This is a genomic window from Geodermatophilus sp. URMC 63, assembly GCF_053502565.1.
Genome location: NZ_CP199956.1, coordinates 2,588,405 through 2,604,120 on the forward strand (window position 1 = coordinate 2,588,405; position 15,716 = coordinate 2,604,120).

Genomic DNA, 15,716 nt, shown 5'->3' on the forward strand with positions numbered 1-15,716 from the left:
GATCAAACGCGGGTCCGCGGAGCAGCAGAGCTAGCTCGTCGCGCTGTTCGCTGGTCAGAGGCGGCGCCGCGTCGACAACTCGGCGGATGTGGCCCTCAAGATGCTCCGCCAGGCGAACTTCGGCCAGGGAGCGGCAGGCAGCTTGGAGTCCGAGTGAGCCGCTGGTCACCACGCCCGGAGCTGACTGCGCCTCGCCCACGTCGTCTCCCTCTACGGCCACCGCTTGGGCAGGTCGAGGTTGGAGCTGGACGCGCGGCCCCTGCGCGCTCCGTCCCGACTGTCGGCGATGACGATGGGGGAGTTAGCTCCTGTTTTCCTGCTGTTCCGTCGCAGAAGGCTGCTGACGCCGTTCTGGCTTCTCCGGCTGACGCTCCCCGGAACATCAAGGGTTGACCTACTGGAGGTTGGCAGGAGGAAAACAGGAGGACAACCGAAGCTTGTCGCCCGCAGCCCGCTCCCAGAGCTGGCCGTAGCGGCCGCCCTTCGCCCAGAGCCGACCCGGCTTCGGTGAGGTCACCGCAGGTTCAGAGCGTGTTCTCCGCGACTCCTGTCCCGGACGTACCGGCGTCTGTCGTAGGCGTCGAGAACGCTGCGCAGCGCCGGGGCGAGGGCAGGTAGGTCGCGGTCGTAGACGCGACCATCATCCAGTTGGCGGGCGAGCTCGCCGAGCAGGGTGGCCCAGGCCCTGCGGGTCGGCGTTGCGGGGACACGGACCTCCACCTGACGCTCGATGACGTGTACGGCCGAGCGGCCGGACGCCGCGGCGCGCGCCTGTTCCCAGGCTCGCTGCCGGCACGATGCTGAGCACCACTTGGGGATTCGCCCGCGGGCCTTTATGTAGACCGGTCCTTCACACCAGGCGCAGGTGGTCGCGGACGCACGGCGGTCAGCGGCCTCAGGCAACCCCGAGGTCGGTGAGACAGCGCCATCGCTGGCTTCACTCGGCTGGGTTGCCGCAGATGGCTGCGGCTCCTGAGCGCGCTTTCGGGCCCGCTGACGATTAGTCGGCTGTCTCGCCACGCCTTGACAGTATTCATCACGACGGAATGTCGCACCCTGAGTGCATGAGGTGTGTCGGCTCGTGATCTTGTCCTCTCCGGTATGTGGGGGCGCGCCTCGACTTGTGGCCCGGCGGCCGCGGACATGGCCCTGCGTGCAGCCAACGACAAGCAGGTCAGCTCGCTGAAGACGACGCTGAGGCTGGGCGGCTCGGTCTGGGACGTGGCGGACGATGGAAAGTCGCTCGTCCCGTCGAGTGAGCGACGAAGAACAGGCGGCATACGAGCAGGGCGTGGCGCCGGCCGACGAGGTCGCCGACGAGCTGCGGACGGCTTGGGCAGCCACCTACGGACGCCACCCGAACCCCTCGGATGCGTAAGATCACGCCGTCAAGGCAGTCGAAGCGGCGCTGTGGCCGATCGTCACGCCGAACAACCACAAGGCGAACCTCGGAACCATCGCCAGCCACCTAGGCAAGCAGGCAGAGCAGTTCACCCTTCGACTGGTCACGTACAGCGACAGAGCTTCGAACGTCGAGACGCTGGCGCAGATGCTGCGCCTGATGTGGCCGAACCCGGATCGCCATGCCACTGGGAGCCGGCGCACGCCCACTCAGGAGGAAGCACAGAACGTCGTCCACCTGGCCGTGCTGATCGTGAACTGGGTCAGGTCCGACGCCCTGGTGACGGCCTCGCGAGCCACCGCTGGTCAATCGTGACCGCTGGCTAGGGTGCGGTGGTGAGCACGGGGGAGTGGGTGCAGGCTGCCGAGCCGCCCGCGGTGCCCGACCCCGGCGACGTGGTGCTGCCGTGGTGGCTCGTCGTCCTCTTTGCTGTCCTGGCGGCCGTGGAGCCGTTCATCGGCGCGTACCTGGGCCACCGGGCTGCGATGAAGCAGGTGGAGGCGACCAACAAGGCCACCGAGGCCACTGCCGAGGCAGCTGCTCGCACGGCAGCCATCGAGCAGAAGAAGTCCGACCGCGAGCTGATCCTGCGCGCGATGGAGCTGGCCCGTAGTAGCGACATGACTACGAAGCGCCAGGGCTACGCGATGCTGCAGGGACTCAGCAAGATGCCTGGCTTGTCACTCGATGACGCGATCTTGCTCCAGGGGCTGTCGCGCATGCTTAACGAGCGCACACTGTCTATGGGTAGACAAGCTGAGGAGCTGGAAGGCGAAGAGGTCGAGTACTACGTCGAGTTCTTCGGCGACGAGGGAGAGGAGGACGACGATGACGAAGCGGATCAGGGTCACCGATGAGCAGGTCCTAGCCGCGCGTATCGAAGTCCAGGCCCTTGAGTCAGCGGGCCTCCGCCCCGACCCCATGGTGCGCAAGCTCGCGAACGCGGAGAGCATCTTCCATGACGACCCGGACGAGGACGACGTGCCGGGCAAGCAGGCGGCACTCCGGCGCGCAGTCCGCCGTCATCACACTCGCAACGACGCCGTCGTGCAGACGGTCGAGGAATACAACCGCGAGCAGGTGACCAAGCACCGCGCAAGGCAACAAGAGTCCGGCGCGACGCCCCCTCCACCGCCGTCGCCCGCGGTGGTAAGGGACACGGCCCCCGAGGTTCTTTACACGCGGAAGGTCCTGCGGGAGCAGGCTGAGGAGAACGACGCGCGGGCTGAGTACCTGCGGGAGCAGGCTGAGATCGAAGAGTCCCAGCGCCCTCGTTGACTGACACGACCCTGCGAAGAGTGAGTGGCGCAGCAGCAAGCACAAGAGCGGGCGAGGTGGATGCGCTGAGGCGGCATCACTGCTGATCGCCGTCGCGGCCCGGCATCGACCGCCGCAGAAGGCCAAGCACCTTGAGCCCGCTCTGCCTTCGGTATGACTTCTTGCTGAGTGTGGCCACCAAGGCCACGAAAGTCACGGTTCCCCGATGCAGTACGACTGCGGCCAGGACCCAGGGGCCGGCAGTGTCGACCAGGGGGAGCAGTTCATCCACCGAAGCGGTTCCCGTCAGTCTCGCGTCTCCGCGCTGACGGGGCGGCTTACCGCAGAGTGAAGCAGCGGGCTCGAGAATCATCTTCGACCCGCTACCCGCACCGGGGGCCGAAGCCTGGTGCCCTCCCTCTGCGTGCCCCATTGCGGTCGCGAACCGCTGCCGAGCTGAACTCGGAGTAGGGCTGATGTCACTGTACGCCATGAGGCTACGGTGCCGATGTGCGGGGGGAGTGGGCGGTCTGGGCTGGCGAAGCTGCACCGGCCGTCGGTATCCCCGTCTGGCTGTCGATCGTCCTGGCCGTCGGCGGTGCCGCCAACCTTGCCGTGCTCGGCTGGCTCGGCTGGCTGGTGTCACACAGGAGCCACAAGCTTGCCGTCCGGAAGAACCACCAAGACCAGATCTTGAAGGCCGCGGAACTGATCAACAACCCCGGGCCCAACACCCATGAGCAGGGCATGGTCATGCTCGAAGGCATCGCGCGGATGAAGGACCTGTCGCCCGAGGATGTTCGCCTGGTCAAGCTGCTGACACGCCAGGGTCTGGAGCGCAGACTGGAGGACGCACGGCAGGAGCAGCAGCGGGGCCGCCAGCCGCGGTTCTGGCGACGGGCTTGACTGAGGGGAGGCAGCAGCGATGACGTGGATTGAAGTGACGCGCGACGAGCAGCGGCTAGCCCGCATCGAGGCCCTGGCCTGCCGCTCCGCCGGTCTACCGATTGACCCCCTCGTTCTGGCCATCGCGAAGGCCGAGGTCTATGACGACCCTTGGAGGGCTGCACCGCAGGACGAGGAAGAGCCGACCACCGACATCAGCACGGCAATGAACCGCGGGCTGATCGGGGTGCTTGAGGACCGGCCGGAACCAGGGGCCGAGTGGCGGAGAGAACTACAGCCAGCCGGCAGGCGCAGCTGGCTGTCGAAGCTGTTCGGTCGCTGACAACTTCGCGCTTGGGAAGTTGCTACGACCGGCCGAGGTAGTAGCCCTTGATCTCCGCGGCCATGCGCTGCGCGTAGTAGTTGTGACCCGCCGGTGAAGGGTGGGCGCAGTCGTTGTGGACGTAAAGGTTTGCGTTGCCCTGCCCTGTCGTCGCTCCGACCTTACCTTCCCCCTTGATCCAGGGGTTGGTCGAGTCCGTCATGTTGATGTACTTCTTCACATTGGGCGCAGCAGTGGCCGCAGCAGCGATCGCGGCCGAACGGTTCAGGGGTTCTGTGAAGGGCGTTGTCGACGCCTGAGACGAGGTCACGAACAGATCGACCTTGGGCAGTGCGGTTGCAATAGCACTGAAGAGTGCTGCTGCTGTACCAACTGCGGCAGGCGTGTACGAGGCGTTGGAAAAGGTGTTGTCATTGAACCCGCCCATGATGACCAGGACATCGGAGTTGTGCGGGGTGATCGAGGAGAGTCGATCGATGAACTTCGTGCGTCCACCTGAGGCGGGGTTCAAGTCCAGTGCCGCCTTCGCCGTTAACCCAGCCATCATCCCAGCCCAACAGAGCCGCACACTGAGGCGCCCAGCCTTCGCTGGTGTGGTCCGCGCCGGCCCCGACGGTATACGAATCGCCAACGAACATCGCTCGCGTCGTGGGGGCCGGCGAAGGGAAGGTGGTGTCCAGTGGCTCTGTGATGAGGCCACCGAAAGCCAGCTGGTCCAGCACTAAGGTGTAGCGACGGATCGTCCGTGTCGAGTTCTGGACTCTCACCAGATAGCGAGCACCGTCGCCAGGGCTGCTCTGGTAGGAGTTGGCCCACATGCCATCGACCATCAATCGCCATCCCGCAGCGCCGCCGTTGATCATGCGGATAAGGATCTCGAAGCCGGTTGAGTCGGTCATCCACTCGATGCGCCATGGAGGTAGAACGCTCGACGCTTGGAGGAGCATGCCGTTACGGACGTAGAGGGAATCATCGTTGTAAGCGGGTCGGTCTCAAGCCGACCTCATGGCTCAACTTTTGACCCTCCCTCCCTCTTCTCGATCTCGACATAGACGACCTCGAGGGCGGCCGAAAGGAATGAGGCTACCGAGGACAGAGCTTCATGGAAGCCGAGCAGATCAACAGGCCCTTCGCCTTGTAGGGCAGGGCTTCCATTCGTACGCTTGAAATAGCGGAAGTTCTGGCCATCTGGATCCAAGGAGTAGAGCTGGCCGATCACTCTGTCGGCGTCCCGCAGTGCGGCCCCTTCCTCAATACCCTTGACGGTCTCCAGTCTGCGCCTGGTTTCCTCCCACAACTTCTTGAGGTCGTGCCCTCGTACCGGCGTCGCGGGCTTGCCGTTGCACCGTTGCAGGACATCCAACAGCAGCTTGAGGCTTAGCTCAAAGTGGTGGCGCCAGCTATTGGCGAAGGGGTAGATGAGGAAATCGCGGTCCCCTCGCTGCCGAATCATGTGACGCACGAGGACTTCGGCTGCCAGGCGGTAGCCCTCAACACGTCCGACCTCGCTACCCCACGCGGCGTCAAAGTGGGCCGCGGGCCGCGGAAAAGTCGGCGCTTGGCGAAGATCACTCCCCGCGGACGGCCAGATACTCCGCTCGGTCAAGTCTTCTAGACCCAAGCCATGGCGTAGCCGCCCCTCGGCCCCATAGTCAATGTCCTTGCCCGCTGCGCTGTCCTGGCCCTCGGTGCCCATGGGACACATGGTGCTCCACTGGCGCGCGAGGCGCTCCGAGCGTCAGTCCCTGCGTACAGTGCTTCGACGCCACACGGGGGGAGCGGTAGGGCCATGGCTGACCTTGCCTGGATCGGCTGGGTGCTTGCCTTCCTCGGCTTGGTAGCGGGGTACATCTACTACCGGCTGAACCGGAAGGTGAAGCGCATCGAGTGGACGATCCTCTCTGATCAGTCGCTGCTGGCCCTGCCCGCAAACGAGATGCCGGATCGAGTCACCGTCAACGTCGGCGACGACACCCTGGAAAGACCGAGGGCCGTGCTCATTCGGCTGAAGAACACAGGCAACGTCGGCCTAAGCACCAAGACGATGTACAGACCCTTTGAGTTGGTTGTGTCGGCCGACAACCAGCTGCGCACTCTCTCAGTCGTTCGCATGCGAGCGGGGGAGGACGACTCCGAACGGCTCCCTGCCAGCGTCCCGCCAGAGGGTTCTGTCATTCCCTTACCCGAAACGCTGCTTAATCCGGGGGATGAAGTGAGCTGTCTTCTGCTGGTCGACGGTTCCCACGGCAGCGTATCCGTGAGAGGCGAGGCCGAGGATTTCACGATCACCGGGCGCCGCTGGGCGTCACAAGAAACGATGAAACAGAAGTTAAGGTTCTTGACTCTATCTGCTCTGCTGGCGGCGCTCCTAGCAGTTTTGACCTTGGCGCTCGGCTTTGTGCTCCTCAATTTCGAAGGATGAAACTGATGAAGTAGGCCTGGTCAGACGCCTACGGTCGCACCTCACTCCTCCTTGTCACGGAGAATAGGTGGCTCGATCCGCGACCTTCATTCGCTCATCGCAGTTGTCGCACTCGAATGCAATGCCCTCATAGCCATGGTGACCCAGCAGGATGGCGTTCATGTGAGTACCGCAGTATGCCGTCCAGCTGTAGCCACAGCGGCAGCGGAACAGGGCATCGACTAGCGCTTGGTTGTCGCAGGCGTCGCAGCCCCGTGGTGGGTCGGGCCGTCTGAAGAAGTAGCGATCGTCGTCCAGCAGTTCGAAGGTGGGGTCCTCAGCAGCACCCTCGGTCGGGGTCCTTGCTCCCTCTGCAATAGCGACAGCCTGCACAGGGTGAGGTTCCTGGCACTCACCACAGAAGCGGGCTGTGTCGGTGAGGACGCCGCCTGTGTCATCGAGGTACTGGTTCCAGCGCGGCTCGCACTGTCCGTACCAGAGCAGCCGGCCCTTGCATTCACGGCCAGGGTTGCTACCGGGTAGCCCCCGCAGCCGTACTCGCAGGAGGCGTACTCGGGGGCTACGAAGTCCATGGCGCTGCAGTGTGGCCTGGCGACACGAACGCGCTCAAGGCGGTGGAGGCGGTAATGACGCTGGTAGAGAACACCGAGCAGCAAGGGGATTTGGGGAACCCGGCACTCCTTGGGGCCGAAGCGTTCGACCGGATACGCGCATACGCGCACGAGCTCGAGCACTTAGAGCGGTTGACCCGCGAGCTGGTCGTGCAGGACCCGCAGGAGGTCCGGCGACGGTGGTGGCAGCGGGTCCGCCTGCCACTGCCGGGCAGGCACAGCGGGCCGGAGGCTTGAACAGGCGAAGTGACAGAGGTGCCCTGGCTACTGGACGGCTCTCTCGACCGTGGCCGAGTCAAGGACGCGCGCCAGGATGCTGAGGGCAGCCAGCGCCTCCAGCGCCCGCTGCTCCCCCCACTCCTCCATCACATTGTGGGTCGCCGGATTCCGCAGCAGCGAGAAGACGCCACGGGCGTAGGCCACCACGCCCGGCTGTAGCGCCTCCTCAAACCGCCGCCCTGCTGTGGCCGGGACACGGAGACGCGGCTTGCCGGGCAGCGGTGGCTTCTCGCTCAGCGCCTCCGTCATCAAGGCGTCGGCCGCCACGTCCCAGCGATCTAGCTTGCTTTGAACCTTGAGGCTGAGGTGGCCCGCTGCGGCCGCCACCGCCTGTCTACGGTGCCCACTCGCCCACAACGGAGCAGCGATCTCCCACACCCAGGGGTGCAGGTCACGCGCGGCCAGTGCGGGCACTTCGGTCCGCAGCGCTCGGGATAGCGCCTCCAGATCCCGAACCTTGCCCAGCGCGCGCAGGACGGCCGGACGATGCTCATCACGGGTGGCCTCATCAGCCCCATGGCGCGTCACGGGCTCACCGCAGGCAGCCAGAAGAGTCATGGCCGTGGGCTGCTCCCGAATCACTAGGTCGTCCACCCCTGGCATGTTGACCTTGGTGCTCAGCGCTATCGAGAGCGGGTTGCGGTACAGGTTCAGCAGCTTCAGATAAGCGAGCAAGCGCTCGTGAGCGAACGCAACGTCCATCCTGCGAGCCTACGAAGGCTGCATGCATCTCACAGCGGTTCTCATGTGGCTTGTCGGATGGGGTAGTCGGCGTGGGCGAACCAGCCGGCGGCATCGGTGGCGGTGACCGCGGCCAGCGCGACGGCGATGGCGGCGTCCAGCGCCGCCCGGGTGCGCGCGGCGGCCGCCCGGATGAGGGTCTTGAGCTTGCTGAACGCCTCCTCGACCGGGGACAGGTCGGGTGAGTAGGCGGGCAGGAACACCAGCCGGCAGCCGGCCGCCTCGACCAGCGCGCGGATCCGGTCGGGCTTGTGCGCGCCGACGTTGTCCACCACCACGATCCGGCCCGGGCGCAGCGACGGCAGCAGAAAGTGTTCGAGATAGGTGGCGAACACCGCGGTGTCGGTGCCGCCCTCCACGGTCATCGCCGGGGCCATGCCGGTCAGGCTCAGCCCGGCGAGCAGGGTGGTCACCGGACCGCGGTTGCGCGGCACCGCCCCCCGGGCCCGCTGCCCGCGGGGAGCGCGGGCGCGACGGCGGGTCATCGAGGTGTGCGTGCCGCACTCATCGACGAACACCAGCTCGGCCGGGTCGGTGGCGGCCAGCTCGGTGCGCCACCGGGCGCGCGCGGTCTCGTCGCGCTCGGTGGCGCTCAGACTTTTGACTTCAGCGGCCGGCCCGGCCGCCGCCGACGCCCCGCCGGGGTCAACGCCTCGGCGGGGTCATCGGCCGGCAGCGTGGTGATCGCTCGGGACATCGTCGCCAGCGACACCACCAGGCCCTCTTCGGCGGTGAAGGCCGCGGCGTGCTCGGCCAAGGTGGCGTCCGCCGCCTCGGCCAGCCGGGCCGGCAGCCAGGCCTGCAGCCGGGTCTTCTTCGCCGGCGCCGGTCCGTGCCGCTGCCCGGTCGGCGCCAGGCTGCCGGTGGCCCGTCGGCGTTGCAGATACCGCTCCACGGTCCGCACCGACATCCTGAACACCGTCGCAGCCTGTTCAGACGTCATGCCGCCATCGACGGCGGCCACCACGCGCTCGCGCAGATCCGTCGAGTACGCCCGCATACCGATTGGGCTACTCCGTTGCCCGCGCACCGTCAAGCAACCAGCACACCGCTGTCAGACACGCGGCGTAGCACACGCTGCCTGGCACAAATCACCCTCCTAGTGCTCCGTCGCGGTGGTCCTTGATGTGATCTCACGGCCAGGGTGACCATTTCTTATGGCCGCGCACGTGCGGGTGGTACAGGTACCGGAGGGCGATCGGCGGGAGCTCACGCGGCGGGTTCGGGACAAGGGCGCACCGGCGCGGGAGGTCGAACGCGCCCGGATCGTGCTGCTGGCCGCGGATGAGGTGCCGGGCAAGGAGATTGCCGCGATGGTCGGCTGCGCCGAGGGAACGGTGGTGACCTGGCGCGGGCGCTATGCCGAACACGGCCTGGCCGGGCTGGAGGATCTGCCGCGCCCCGGTAAGCCCTCCCCGCTGCCGGAGGCGCTCCGGGACCGGGTGCTGGAGCTGACCCTCACCGCACCGCCGATCCAGTACGGCGCCACCCACTGGTCCTCGCGGCTGCTGGCCGCGGCGCTGGCCGGCGAGGGCACGCCGATCTCGCACGCCACGGTGGCGAGGATCTGGCACCGCTTCGGCGTGCAGCCCTGGCGGGCGCAGACCTTCAAGTTCTCCACCGACCCGCAGCTGGAGGGCAAGATCCGTGACGTCGTCGGGCTCTACCTGCATCCGCCGGAGCAGGCGGTGGTGCTCTGCGTGGACGAAAAGCCGCAGCTGCAGGCGCTGGAGCGGACCGCGCCGGTGCTGCCGGTTCGGCCCGGGCACCCGGAGGCGGTCAGCTTCGACTACCTCCGGCACGGCACCACCACGCTGTTCGCCGCACTGGAGGTGGCCACCGGGCGGGTCACCGAGGCCTGCACCGAGCGGCACCGGCACCAGGAGTTCCTAGCATTTCTCAAGCAGGTCGCCGCCGCCTATCCGCGCCGCGAGTTGCACGTGGTGGTCGACAACTACGCCACCCACAAGCACCCCGCCGTTCGGGCCTGGCTCGCCCGGCACCCGCGGGTGCAGCTGCACTTCACCCCGACCTCGGGCTCCTGGCTCAACCTGGTCGAGGCGTTCTTCTCGATCATCAGCCGCCAGGCCCTGCGCCGCGGCAGCTTCCTCACCGTGGCCGACCTCATCGCTGCCATCGAGCGTTTCATCGACGCCTGGAACGACCGCTGCGCACCCTTCACCTGGACCAAGGACCCCGACACGGTCATCGCCAAGGCCACCGACCCGCGCCACCGCAAGACACCAACGACGTCAGTTACGGAGCACTAGCTGACTTTTGTGGTACGGCGAGGGCTGCTTCGCGACCGCATTGGCCTCGCTCGGCGAGTCGTCCCTCGGTGCCTCATCCCACGAGGGCCGGTTCGCACGGGCTCGTGGCGTGAAACCGGCTACGCCAATCCTGTAGCCGCCGGTTGGCGCGGTTGGCCCGCGAGGGACGGCACGGAGATGCCGGATCACGCATGTCGGTTCGTCCAAACGACGCTCTCGACCTGCCTCGGCGGCACAGGGTCCGACATGTGCATTAGGTATCCGCAGGCGTGGGGTCTGACCTGCGAGAATGGGTGCTGTGGTCGCGGTGTGGCCGCAGCGTCCGGGATCCCAAGGGCTCGGACGATGGGCGCTGCTCGAACGGTCCGGTGTGATACATGAGGCTTAGTCGCGCGGGCGGTACCGATACTCGAAGAACTCGTCGGCGCCCTCGTCCACCTCGACCACAGTTCCATTGGTTGAGCTCACAATCAGACCGACTACCGAGTCGTTGGGCTGGCGGCCGACGGGGACTCTTGCGGTATCAGCTACACGCGCCCATGCAACAAGTGGAACCTCGACTTCGTCGAAGCCGTCCGCTCGACCGGGGACGGTGCTGGGCTTGCGGATCACGGCGTACCAGTCACTGGCGAGGATGATCTGCTCGAACTTGGTCACTCCACTCACCCTGCCGCACGCGGTGTCGGACGGTCGGCTGTGGCATGCGCCCGGTGACGAGTAGGTCAGCACGTGTGGCTGTGAGCCGACCAGCAGCACTAAGACCTGTGGCTGGGGATGCTCACGCTGACGCGCGTCCGGCTCGTCCAGATCGACCGTGGGACTCCTCGGCTCCCGAGGGTGTGATGCGCTGCCTGCGGGCCACCCGAGCGTGTGCATGTGCAGATGCTCTGGCAACCGTAGGCACTTGGCCCGTTACGGACTGGCGTCGAAGTGCCCTGTTCGGCTCAACGCCTCAGGTCAGCAGCCGAAAGCGTCCGCACGGTGCCGTAGCTTGGGAAGCTACAGAGCCGAGAGAGGGGGCGCGCTCATGTTGGTCGTCGAGACCGCTGTTGGGCAGGCTGTCCTCGCGAGTGCGCGGCGGCTTGGTGTGCCCCTTGAGTCGCTGGCCGAGGAGCTCGCCGTTTCTGCCGAGGTGCTCGACGACCTCCTTCGCGGCCGCGCCGCGCTGAACGCCCAACTTGCCGCCAGGCTCGCCACAGTCCTCGGCGGGACGCCCGCCGAGTGGTATGCGCTTGAGAGCGACGAGGACGACGAGAGTCAACTGGTCGCGGCGTGGGCTGCGGCCATGGAGGACTTCCACGCGGACACGCTAAGGGCGCTGCGGACGCGCGGTGTGGTGACTGCGACGCGTGCTCAGCCCGAGCGTCTTGCTGCCGAGCTGGCCGCCTTCTTCGGCTGCCGCCCCGAGCAGGTCGCGGGGCTCGTCAACGCCTCGTTCCGTCAGTCATCGGCCCATGAGGTGCACCGGGACGCGGTCAGCACCTGGTTGCAGCTCGCTGACCGCCAGGCCACCCGCTTGGCGGAGCAGCAGGACACGCCGCCGCTCAGTGCCGAAGGCCTGCGGCAGCTGCTGCCGAGCCTCGCCCAAGTCGGGTCGCGTGAGCCGATGGACTACCTGCCGGAGGTCCAGCAGCAGCTCGCCGAAGTCGGCGTCGTCTTGGTCTTCCAGGCCGACGTCAAGGGCTCCCGGCTCTCCGGAGCGTCCTGGCCCTCACCGTCTGGGTACGGCGTCGTCGCGCTCACCCTGCGGTATGCACTCGACGACTACTTCTGGTGGACGGTCTTCCACGAGTGCGCGCACTTGGTCCTCGGTCACGGCCGTGTCCTTGACAGCATGGACGCCGATGCCAGTGAGACTGAGGCCGCAGCTGATCGACTCGCTCAGGAGCTCTTGCTGCCTCGATCCTGGCAGTCGTCCCTGGCGAAGCCGAGCAAGCAGAAGGTTTGGACGCTGAGCCTGCAGCTCGGCGTCCCGGAGGGCCTGCTGGTCGGTCAGCTGCAGCATGCCGGCCGCGTCGCGCGTAAGGACATGAACGCGCTGAAGAAGCGCATGCCGAACCCCGAGGACCTTGAGGTAAGGGGACGTCGCCGTCCCTCAGGCACCGAATGGGACCGCTCGATGCAGACCCTCATGGAAGCGGCCACTCGAGCATCTTGATCGACGGCATCCGCGTCGAGGTCGGCAACAAGCGTCACCGCGCCGTCCTCGAGGGCTTTACCTGCTGTGCTCCACACGTACCGGTCGCTGGGCTGCGGGGTCTGCGCTGTCAGGAGCCCTGGGCGCATGGCCTGCAGACCGACATCCGTCGCGACCTCCTTCCCCGGGCAGGTGCACACCGACTCAGCCACGACTACAGGCTCTTGCTGCTCTTCGATGGGGACGCCCTCGTGGCCGTCGCCGGCCACGAGCAGCTCAGTCCGGCGCAGATGACAACGCGCTACATCGATCTCGTCGCCGTCCACACTGACCTCCGCGGCCAGCGGCTCTCCAACGGCAAGCGCTGCTCTGAGACGGCCCTGCAGATGGTGCTCGACGACATCATTGCGCGGACGCCACTGGTGAAGGTGATCCAGTCCGATGTCGACCACCGCAACATCGCATCTATCCGGTACTTGACCCGCACGGGCGCCTTGATCGGCACCGAAGTCGTGAACGGGCTGCGTCCGGTAGTCCGGTTGCCCTGGTAGCCCGCCCCACTGCAGCGGTGGTGGTTGTCGGTCGTCCTCCCCGCACAGACCGCACGCGTAGTCCGCACGGCCCACTGCTGAGCCATGCGGACCAGGGCGCATTGACGAGGAAGCAGCCCGATCCAGACGTCCGGCTGTTCAACCGCCTCAACGTGGTCCCGCGGGCTCCCGACAGGCTGCTGTCCGCAGCTGGCCGCACCTGCCCTTCGACGACCCAGAGTTTCGCGGCTGCCCTCCAGGCCACAGGTTCGGGAGTTCGAGAGTCGCCCACGCGCACAAGCCGGTCGCCCGCCCCCAGCACCACGCCACGACCGGAGCAGACCGAGCAAGCGAATACGAGATCGACACGCCTCTTCGCTCAACGACGTCGCCCCGGGCGGTCTGCGACGCGCAGCGGACCGATGAGTTCCTCCATAGCCGAGCGTCCGTCTGCTCTATCTGGAGCCAACTGACGCCTACTGCGCCGGGTCAAACCAGGTCTCTGAGCAGAGGAACCGGCGCATCTCGTGCAGCACCGTGTCGCTCATCAATAGCCGGAGCGGGACTTCAACGCCGTCGGCCGTCAGCTCGGTGAGCAGGACGGTGATGGCGTCCGTGCCGTCGGGAGCGAGCACGAATGCGTGCTCTTCGGTGCCGCGGATGCCGACCACGGTATGAGCTGCCGCGTCGAGGTCAGCGCCCATCAGCAGCGACCCGGTCGCCGCGCCAGCCGGATTGGGCTCCCAGCGGTGGCGGACGCCGGCCTGCATCTGCCGGTGGTGCTCGCCACAGATGGCGACTTGGGCCACCATCCCGTCGGGCTCGCCTAGCTCGACCAATTGCTCTGCCGTCCGCTGACAGCGGAGCACTTCGCAGATCGCCATGATGTCGCCCGTCCTACAGCGGGTCGGGTAGCGGGCCGCCGAGGGACCGCCAGTGCTCAACAAGATCCTGCTGCACGGGCGCGGCCAGCAGCTCGGCCTCTTCCTCCCATGCTTTGGCGATCGCCCGTTCGGTGGCCTCGTCGACTCGGGCGTTGACTTGCCGTCCGTGCCTCAGTGTATCCGCGGTGAACACCCGCTCGGCGGCCTGGCAGTCCAGTCTTGCGAGGTCCGCGCAGGGATCTCACGGGCAGGGTCGAGGTGGCACTGACTCAGCAGTTCCTCCCACAGGAGTCGGCCGGTGGGGCGTGGCCTGGCAGCAGGTCTGCGTCGGCAAGCAGCACGCCGGCGGCACTGACGCTGCTTCATCGAGCCACCGGGCCGTGCGGCCTTCCCGGTGACGCGGCCCGGTGGGAGCATCGGGCACCGCGTTACCACACGCTCTCGCGGAGGTCGCCGCCATGGTGGATCCACTGTCCGCGACTGCCATCGGAGCAGTCGTCCTGGCCGAAGGCATCAAGTTTCTCTACAACCAGGCCGGCGAGCTGCTCAAGCGCTACCGGGAGCGCAAGGACAGCGCCGGTAAGGAAGCGCCGGACGGCCCCGAGCCGCTGCTCCAGGTGCCGTCCGACATCGTGGCGGGCACGACGCAGGCGGTGCCGCCCGACTACGCCGTCGTTGAGAAGCTCGCACCGTCCCTCTTGGACATGCGACGGCCCCTCGCCGACTACGCCCAGGGGCTAGCCACCCCACGGCCCGAGGACCCGCTGCTCATGGAGCAGGTCAACGCCCTGCGGGAGCTCCTCGAGATGGTCTACGGCCAGCGGATCACGTTCAAGGGAGAGGCGCGGGAGCCGTCCGGACCGCTCGTGCGGGCCCGCGGGGACGTCGACCGGGTCCAGGGCTACGCCGCGGTGGTGCACGCCAAGTCGATGACCGGCGGGCAGGTCGACGCGACGGGGACGGCGAAGACGGTCGAGCGCGGCGGCACCTTCGCCGTCGTGGACATCGACCGCATTGGCTGAGGGAGCCGTCGTGGCGCCCACGGCTGGGGTGGACGTCGACCGCGGCGCTCCGCTGATCGGCAGGGACGCCGAGCTGGCCACAATCGAAGAGGCCCTGAGCAGGCACCAGGCCGGATTTCTGCTGATAACCGGCGCACCCCGCATGGGCAAGGCCCGGATGCTGGCGGAGGTCCGGCGGCGCGCCGCCGAGCGGGGTTATCCCGTATTCCCCGAGCGCGCGGACCTGAGCGAGGGGCTGGAGGGGGCGCTGGTCGACAGCCGGACCACAGTGGAGCAGTTCATTCAGAGCATCTCCGGGTCACGGGACCGGCAGTCGGCCGAGGAGCCGGCCGGGACGCTCGGGCTCGGCGTCGTCCTCGTGCAGGGCTACCACCCCACCGAGTGGGTGGACCGCTGGTTCACCGACGAGTTCCTGGCCTTCCTCACCACGACCCCCATGCCACGGCTGGTCGTGCTCGCCGGTTATGCCGGCGACACCACCCACCTCGAGCGGTTCGCGGACTACCGGATCAATCTCGGACCGCTGCCCCCCGACGCCGTCACTGCGTGGCTTGCCTCCGTGAACGCCGGACTCCTGGAGCCGCTCGCCGACCGTGAGCTCGAGGTCTACGCCGAAGCGATCTGCCGAGACCCGGGCATCCTGCTTGGCCTGCATCACCTGCTTTCCCTGGAGACGGCTCCCCGCGCCGAGGCCACGGCAGTGGCCGCTCCGCGCCAGGAGCCCCGATGACCGACGACCGGCACGACGGATTCGGCACCTGCCCCTGCGGATCGTCCTACGACCGGCGCTACGTCGAGGTCACGATGCGCTCCCGCGGCGACCCCCTCGTGCTCACCGACATCCCGCAGGGGGTCTGCCCGTCTTGTGGCTCCCGCGTGTACAAGGCGGAGGTCCTGAAGGCGATCGAGTCGGCGTACAGCGACGGACGGTAG

The 15,716-nt window shown here is 67.2% G+C and carries 19 protein-coding genes; 12 read left to right on the forward strand and 7 right to left on the reverse strand.

The genetic code is table 11. The annotated features are described in order from the left end of the window. Positions 1-1,549 precede the first annotated feature (1,549 nt). The 5 genes from ACWIZO_RS12610 (at position 1,550) to ACWIZO_RS12630 (ending at position 3,887) form a co-directional block, all read left to right on the forward strand. Positions 1,550-1,717: a hypothetical protein gene (locus ACWIZO_RS12610; RefSeq protein ID WP_448642774.1), complete on the forward strand. Its 168-nt coding sequence runs from the start codon at positions 1,550-1,552 to the stop codon at positions 1,715-1,717. Positions 1,718-1,737: 20 nt separating this feature from the next. Next, positions 1,738-2,259, forward strand: a complete 522-nt coding sequence (locus ACWIZO_RS12615; RefSeq protein WP_448642775.1) for a hypothetical protein — start codon at positions 1,738-1,740, stop codon at positions 2,257-2,259. Next, on the forward strand, positions 2,231-2,680 hold the full coding sequence (locus ACWIZO_RS12620; RefSeq protein ID WP_448642776.1) for a hypothetical protein: 450 nt from the start codon (positions 2,231-2,233) through the stop codon (positions 2,678-2,680). Before ACWIZO_RS12615 ends, ACWIZO_RS12620 begins: the two co-directional genes overlap by 29 nt. A gap of 489 nt (positions 2,681-3,169) precedes the next feature. Beyond that, entirely contained in the window at positions 3,170-3,565 is a 396-nt protein-coding gene (locus ACWIZO_RS12625; protein WP_448642777.1) for a hypothetical protein, read from the forward strand. A gap of 19 nt (positions 3,566-3,584) precedes the next feature. Continuing rightward, entirely contained in the window at positions 3,585-3,887 is a 303-nt protein-coding gene (locus tag ACWIZO_RS12630; protein WP_448642778.1) for a hypothetical protein, read from the forward strand. A 22-nt stretch (positions 3,888-3,909) separates the two neighbouring features. Here ACWIZO_RS12630 and ACWIZO_RS12635 read toward each other — a convergent pair whose 3' ends face one another. Together ACWIZO_RS12635 and ACWIZO_RS12640 are read right to left on the reverse strand one after the other, a co-directional pair. Beyond that, complete coding sequence (locus tag ACWIZO_RS12635; protein WP_448642779.1) at positions 3,910-4,431, reverse strand: hypothetical protein; 522 nt, start codon at positions 4,429-4,431, stop codon at positions 3,910-3,912. Positions 4,432-4,890: 459 nt separating this feature from the next. Then, positions 4,891-5,583, reverse strand: a complete 693-nt coding sequence (locus ACWIZO_RS12640; protein WP_448642780.1) for a hypothetical protein — start codon at positions 5,581-5,583, stop codon at positions 4,891-4,893. Positions 5,584-5,676: 93 nt separating this feature from the next. On the opposite strand from ACWIZO_RS12640, the gene ACWIZO_RS12645 reads away from it, so the two are divergent. After that, the gene (locus ACWIZO_RS12645; protein ID WP_448642781.1) at positions 5,677-6,309 is read left to right on the forward strand and encodes a hypothetical protein; all 633 of its coding nucleotides are present in this window, start codon (positions 5,677-5,679) and stop codon (positions 6,307-6,309) included. Between the two features lie 875 nt (positions 6,310-7,184). Here ACWIZO_RS12645 and ACWIZO_RS12650 read toward each other — a convergent pair. From ACWIZO_RS12650 to ACWIZO_RS12660, 3 genes are read right to left on the reverse strand one after another with little or no spacing between them, the layout of a single operon-like run. Then, entirely contained in the window at positions 7,185-7,901 is a 717-nt protein-coding gene (locus tag ACWIZO_RS12650) for a TIGR02391 family protein (protein WP_448642782.1), read from the reverse strand. A 41-nt stretch (positions 7,902-7,942) separates the two neighbouring features. Continuing rightward, positions 7,943-8,536 (reverse strand): IS630 family transposase, encoded by a 594-nt coding sequence (locus tag ACWIZO_RS12655; protein ID WP_448642948.1) that lies wholly within the window; start codon positions 8,534-8,536, stop codon positions 7,943-7,945. After that, a complete protein-coding gene (locus ACWIZO_RS12660; protein ID WP_448642783.1) occupies positions 8,533-8,940 on the reverse strand; it encodes an IS630 transposase-related protein in 408 nt (135 codons plus the stop codon). Before ACWIZO_RS12660 ends, ACWIZO_RS12655 begins: the two co-directional genes overlap by 4 nt. Before the next feature lie 157 nt (positions 8,941-9,097). Here ACWIZO_RS12660 and ACWIZO_RS12665 point away from each other — a divergent pair, with 157 nt between their 5' ends. After that, positions 9,098-10,210: an IS630 family transposase gene (locus tag ACWIZO_RS12665; protein WP_448640277.1), complete on the forward strand. Its 1,113-nt coding sequence runs from the start codon at positions 9,098-9,100 to the stop codon at positions 10,208-10,210. Positions 10,211-10,594: 384 nt separating this feature from the next. On the opposite strand, the gene ACWIZO_RS12670 is transcribed toward ACWIZO_RS12665, so the two are convergent. Then, entirely contained in the window at positions 10,595-10,867 is a 273-nt protein-coding gene (locus ACWIZO_RS12670; protein WP_448642784.1) for a hypothetical protein, read from the reverse strand. Between the two features lie 370 nt (positions 10,868-11,237). On the opposite strand from ACWIZO_RS12670, the gene ACWIZO_RS12675 reads away from it, so the two are divergent. Beyond that, positions 11,238-12,368, forward strand: coding sequence for an ImmA/IrrE family metallo-endopeptidase (locus ACWIZO_RS12675; RefSeq protein ID WP_448642785.1), 1,131 nt, complete (start codon positions 11,238-11,240; stop codon positions 12,366-12,368). Continuing rightward, positions 12,365-12,898, forward strand: a complete 534-nt coding sequence (locus tag ACWIZO_RS12680; RefSeq protein WP_448642786.1) for a hypothetical protein — start codon at positions 12,365-12,367, stop codon at positions 12,896-12,898. The genes ACWIZO_RS12675 and ACWIZO_RS12680 overlap by 4 nt, the downstream gene beginning before the upstream one ends. A gap of 455 nt (positions 12,899-13,353) precedes the next feature. Here ACWIZO_RS12680 and ACWIZO_RS12685 read toward each other — a convergent pair whose 3' ends face one another. Continuing rightward, a complete protein-coding gene (locus tag ACWIZO_RS12685; protein ID WP_448642787.1) occupies positions 13,354-13,761 on the reverse strand; it encodes a hypothetical protein in 408 nt (135 codons plus the stop codon). A gap of 458 nt (positions 13,762-14,219) precedes the next feature. On the opposite strand from ACWIZO_RS12685, the gene ACWIZO_RS12690 reads away from it, so the two are divergent. From ACWIZO_RS12690 to ACWIZO_RS12700, 3 genes are read left to right on the forward strand one after another with little or no spacing between them, the layout of a single operon-like run. Further along, positions 14,220-14,783 carry a hypothetical protein gene (locus ACWIZO_RS12690; protein ID WP_448642788.1) on the forward strand — a complete coding sequence of 188 codons (564 nt, stop codon included), beginning with the start codon at positions 14,220-14,222 and terminating at the stop codon, positions 14,781-14,783. A 28-nt stretch (positions 14,784-14,811) separates the two neighbouring features. Further along, positions 14,812-15,513, forward strand: a complete 702-nt coding sequence (locus ACWIZO_RS12695; protein ID WP_448642789.1) for an ATP-binding protein — start codon at positions 14,812-14,814, stop codon at positions 15,511-15,513. Next, positions 15,510-15,716 (forward strand): YgiT-type zinc finger protein, encoded by a 207-nt coding sequence (locus tag ACWIZO_RS12700; RefSeq protein WP_448642790.1) that lies wholly within the window; start codon positions 15,510-15,512, stop codon positions 15,714-15,716. The genes ACWIZO_RS12695 and ACWIZO_RS12700 overlap by 4 nt, the downstream gene beginning before the upstream one ends.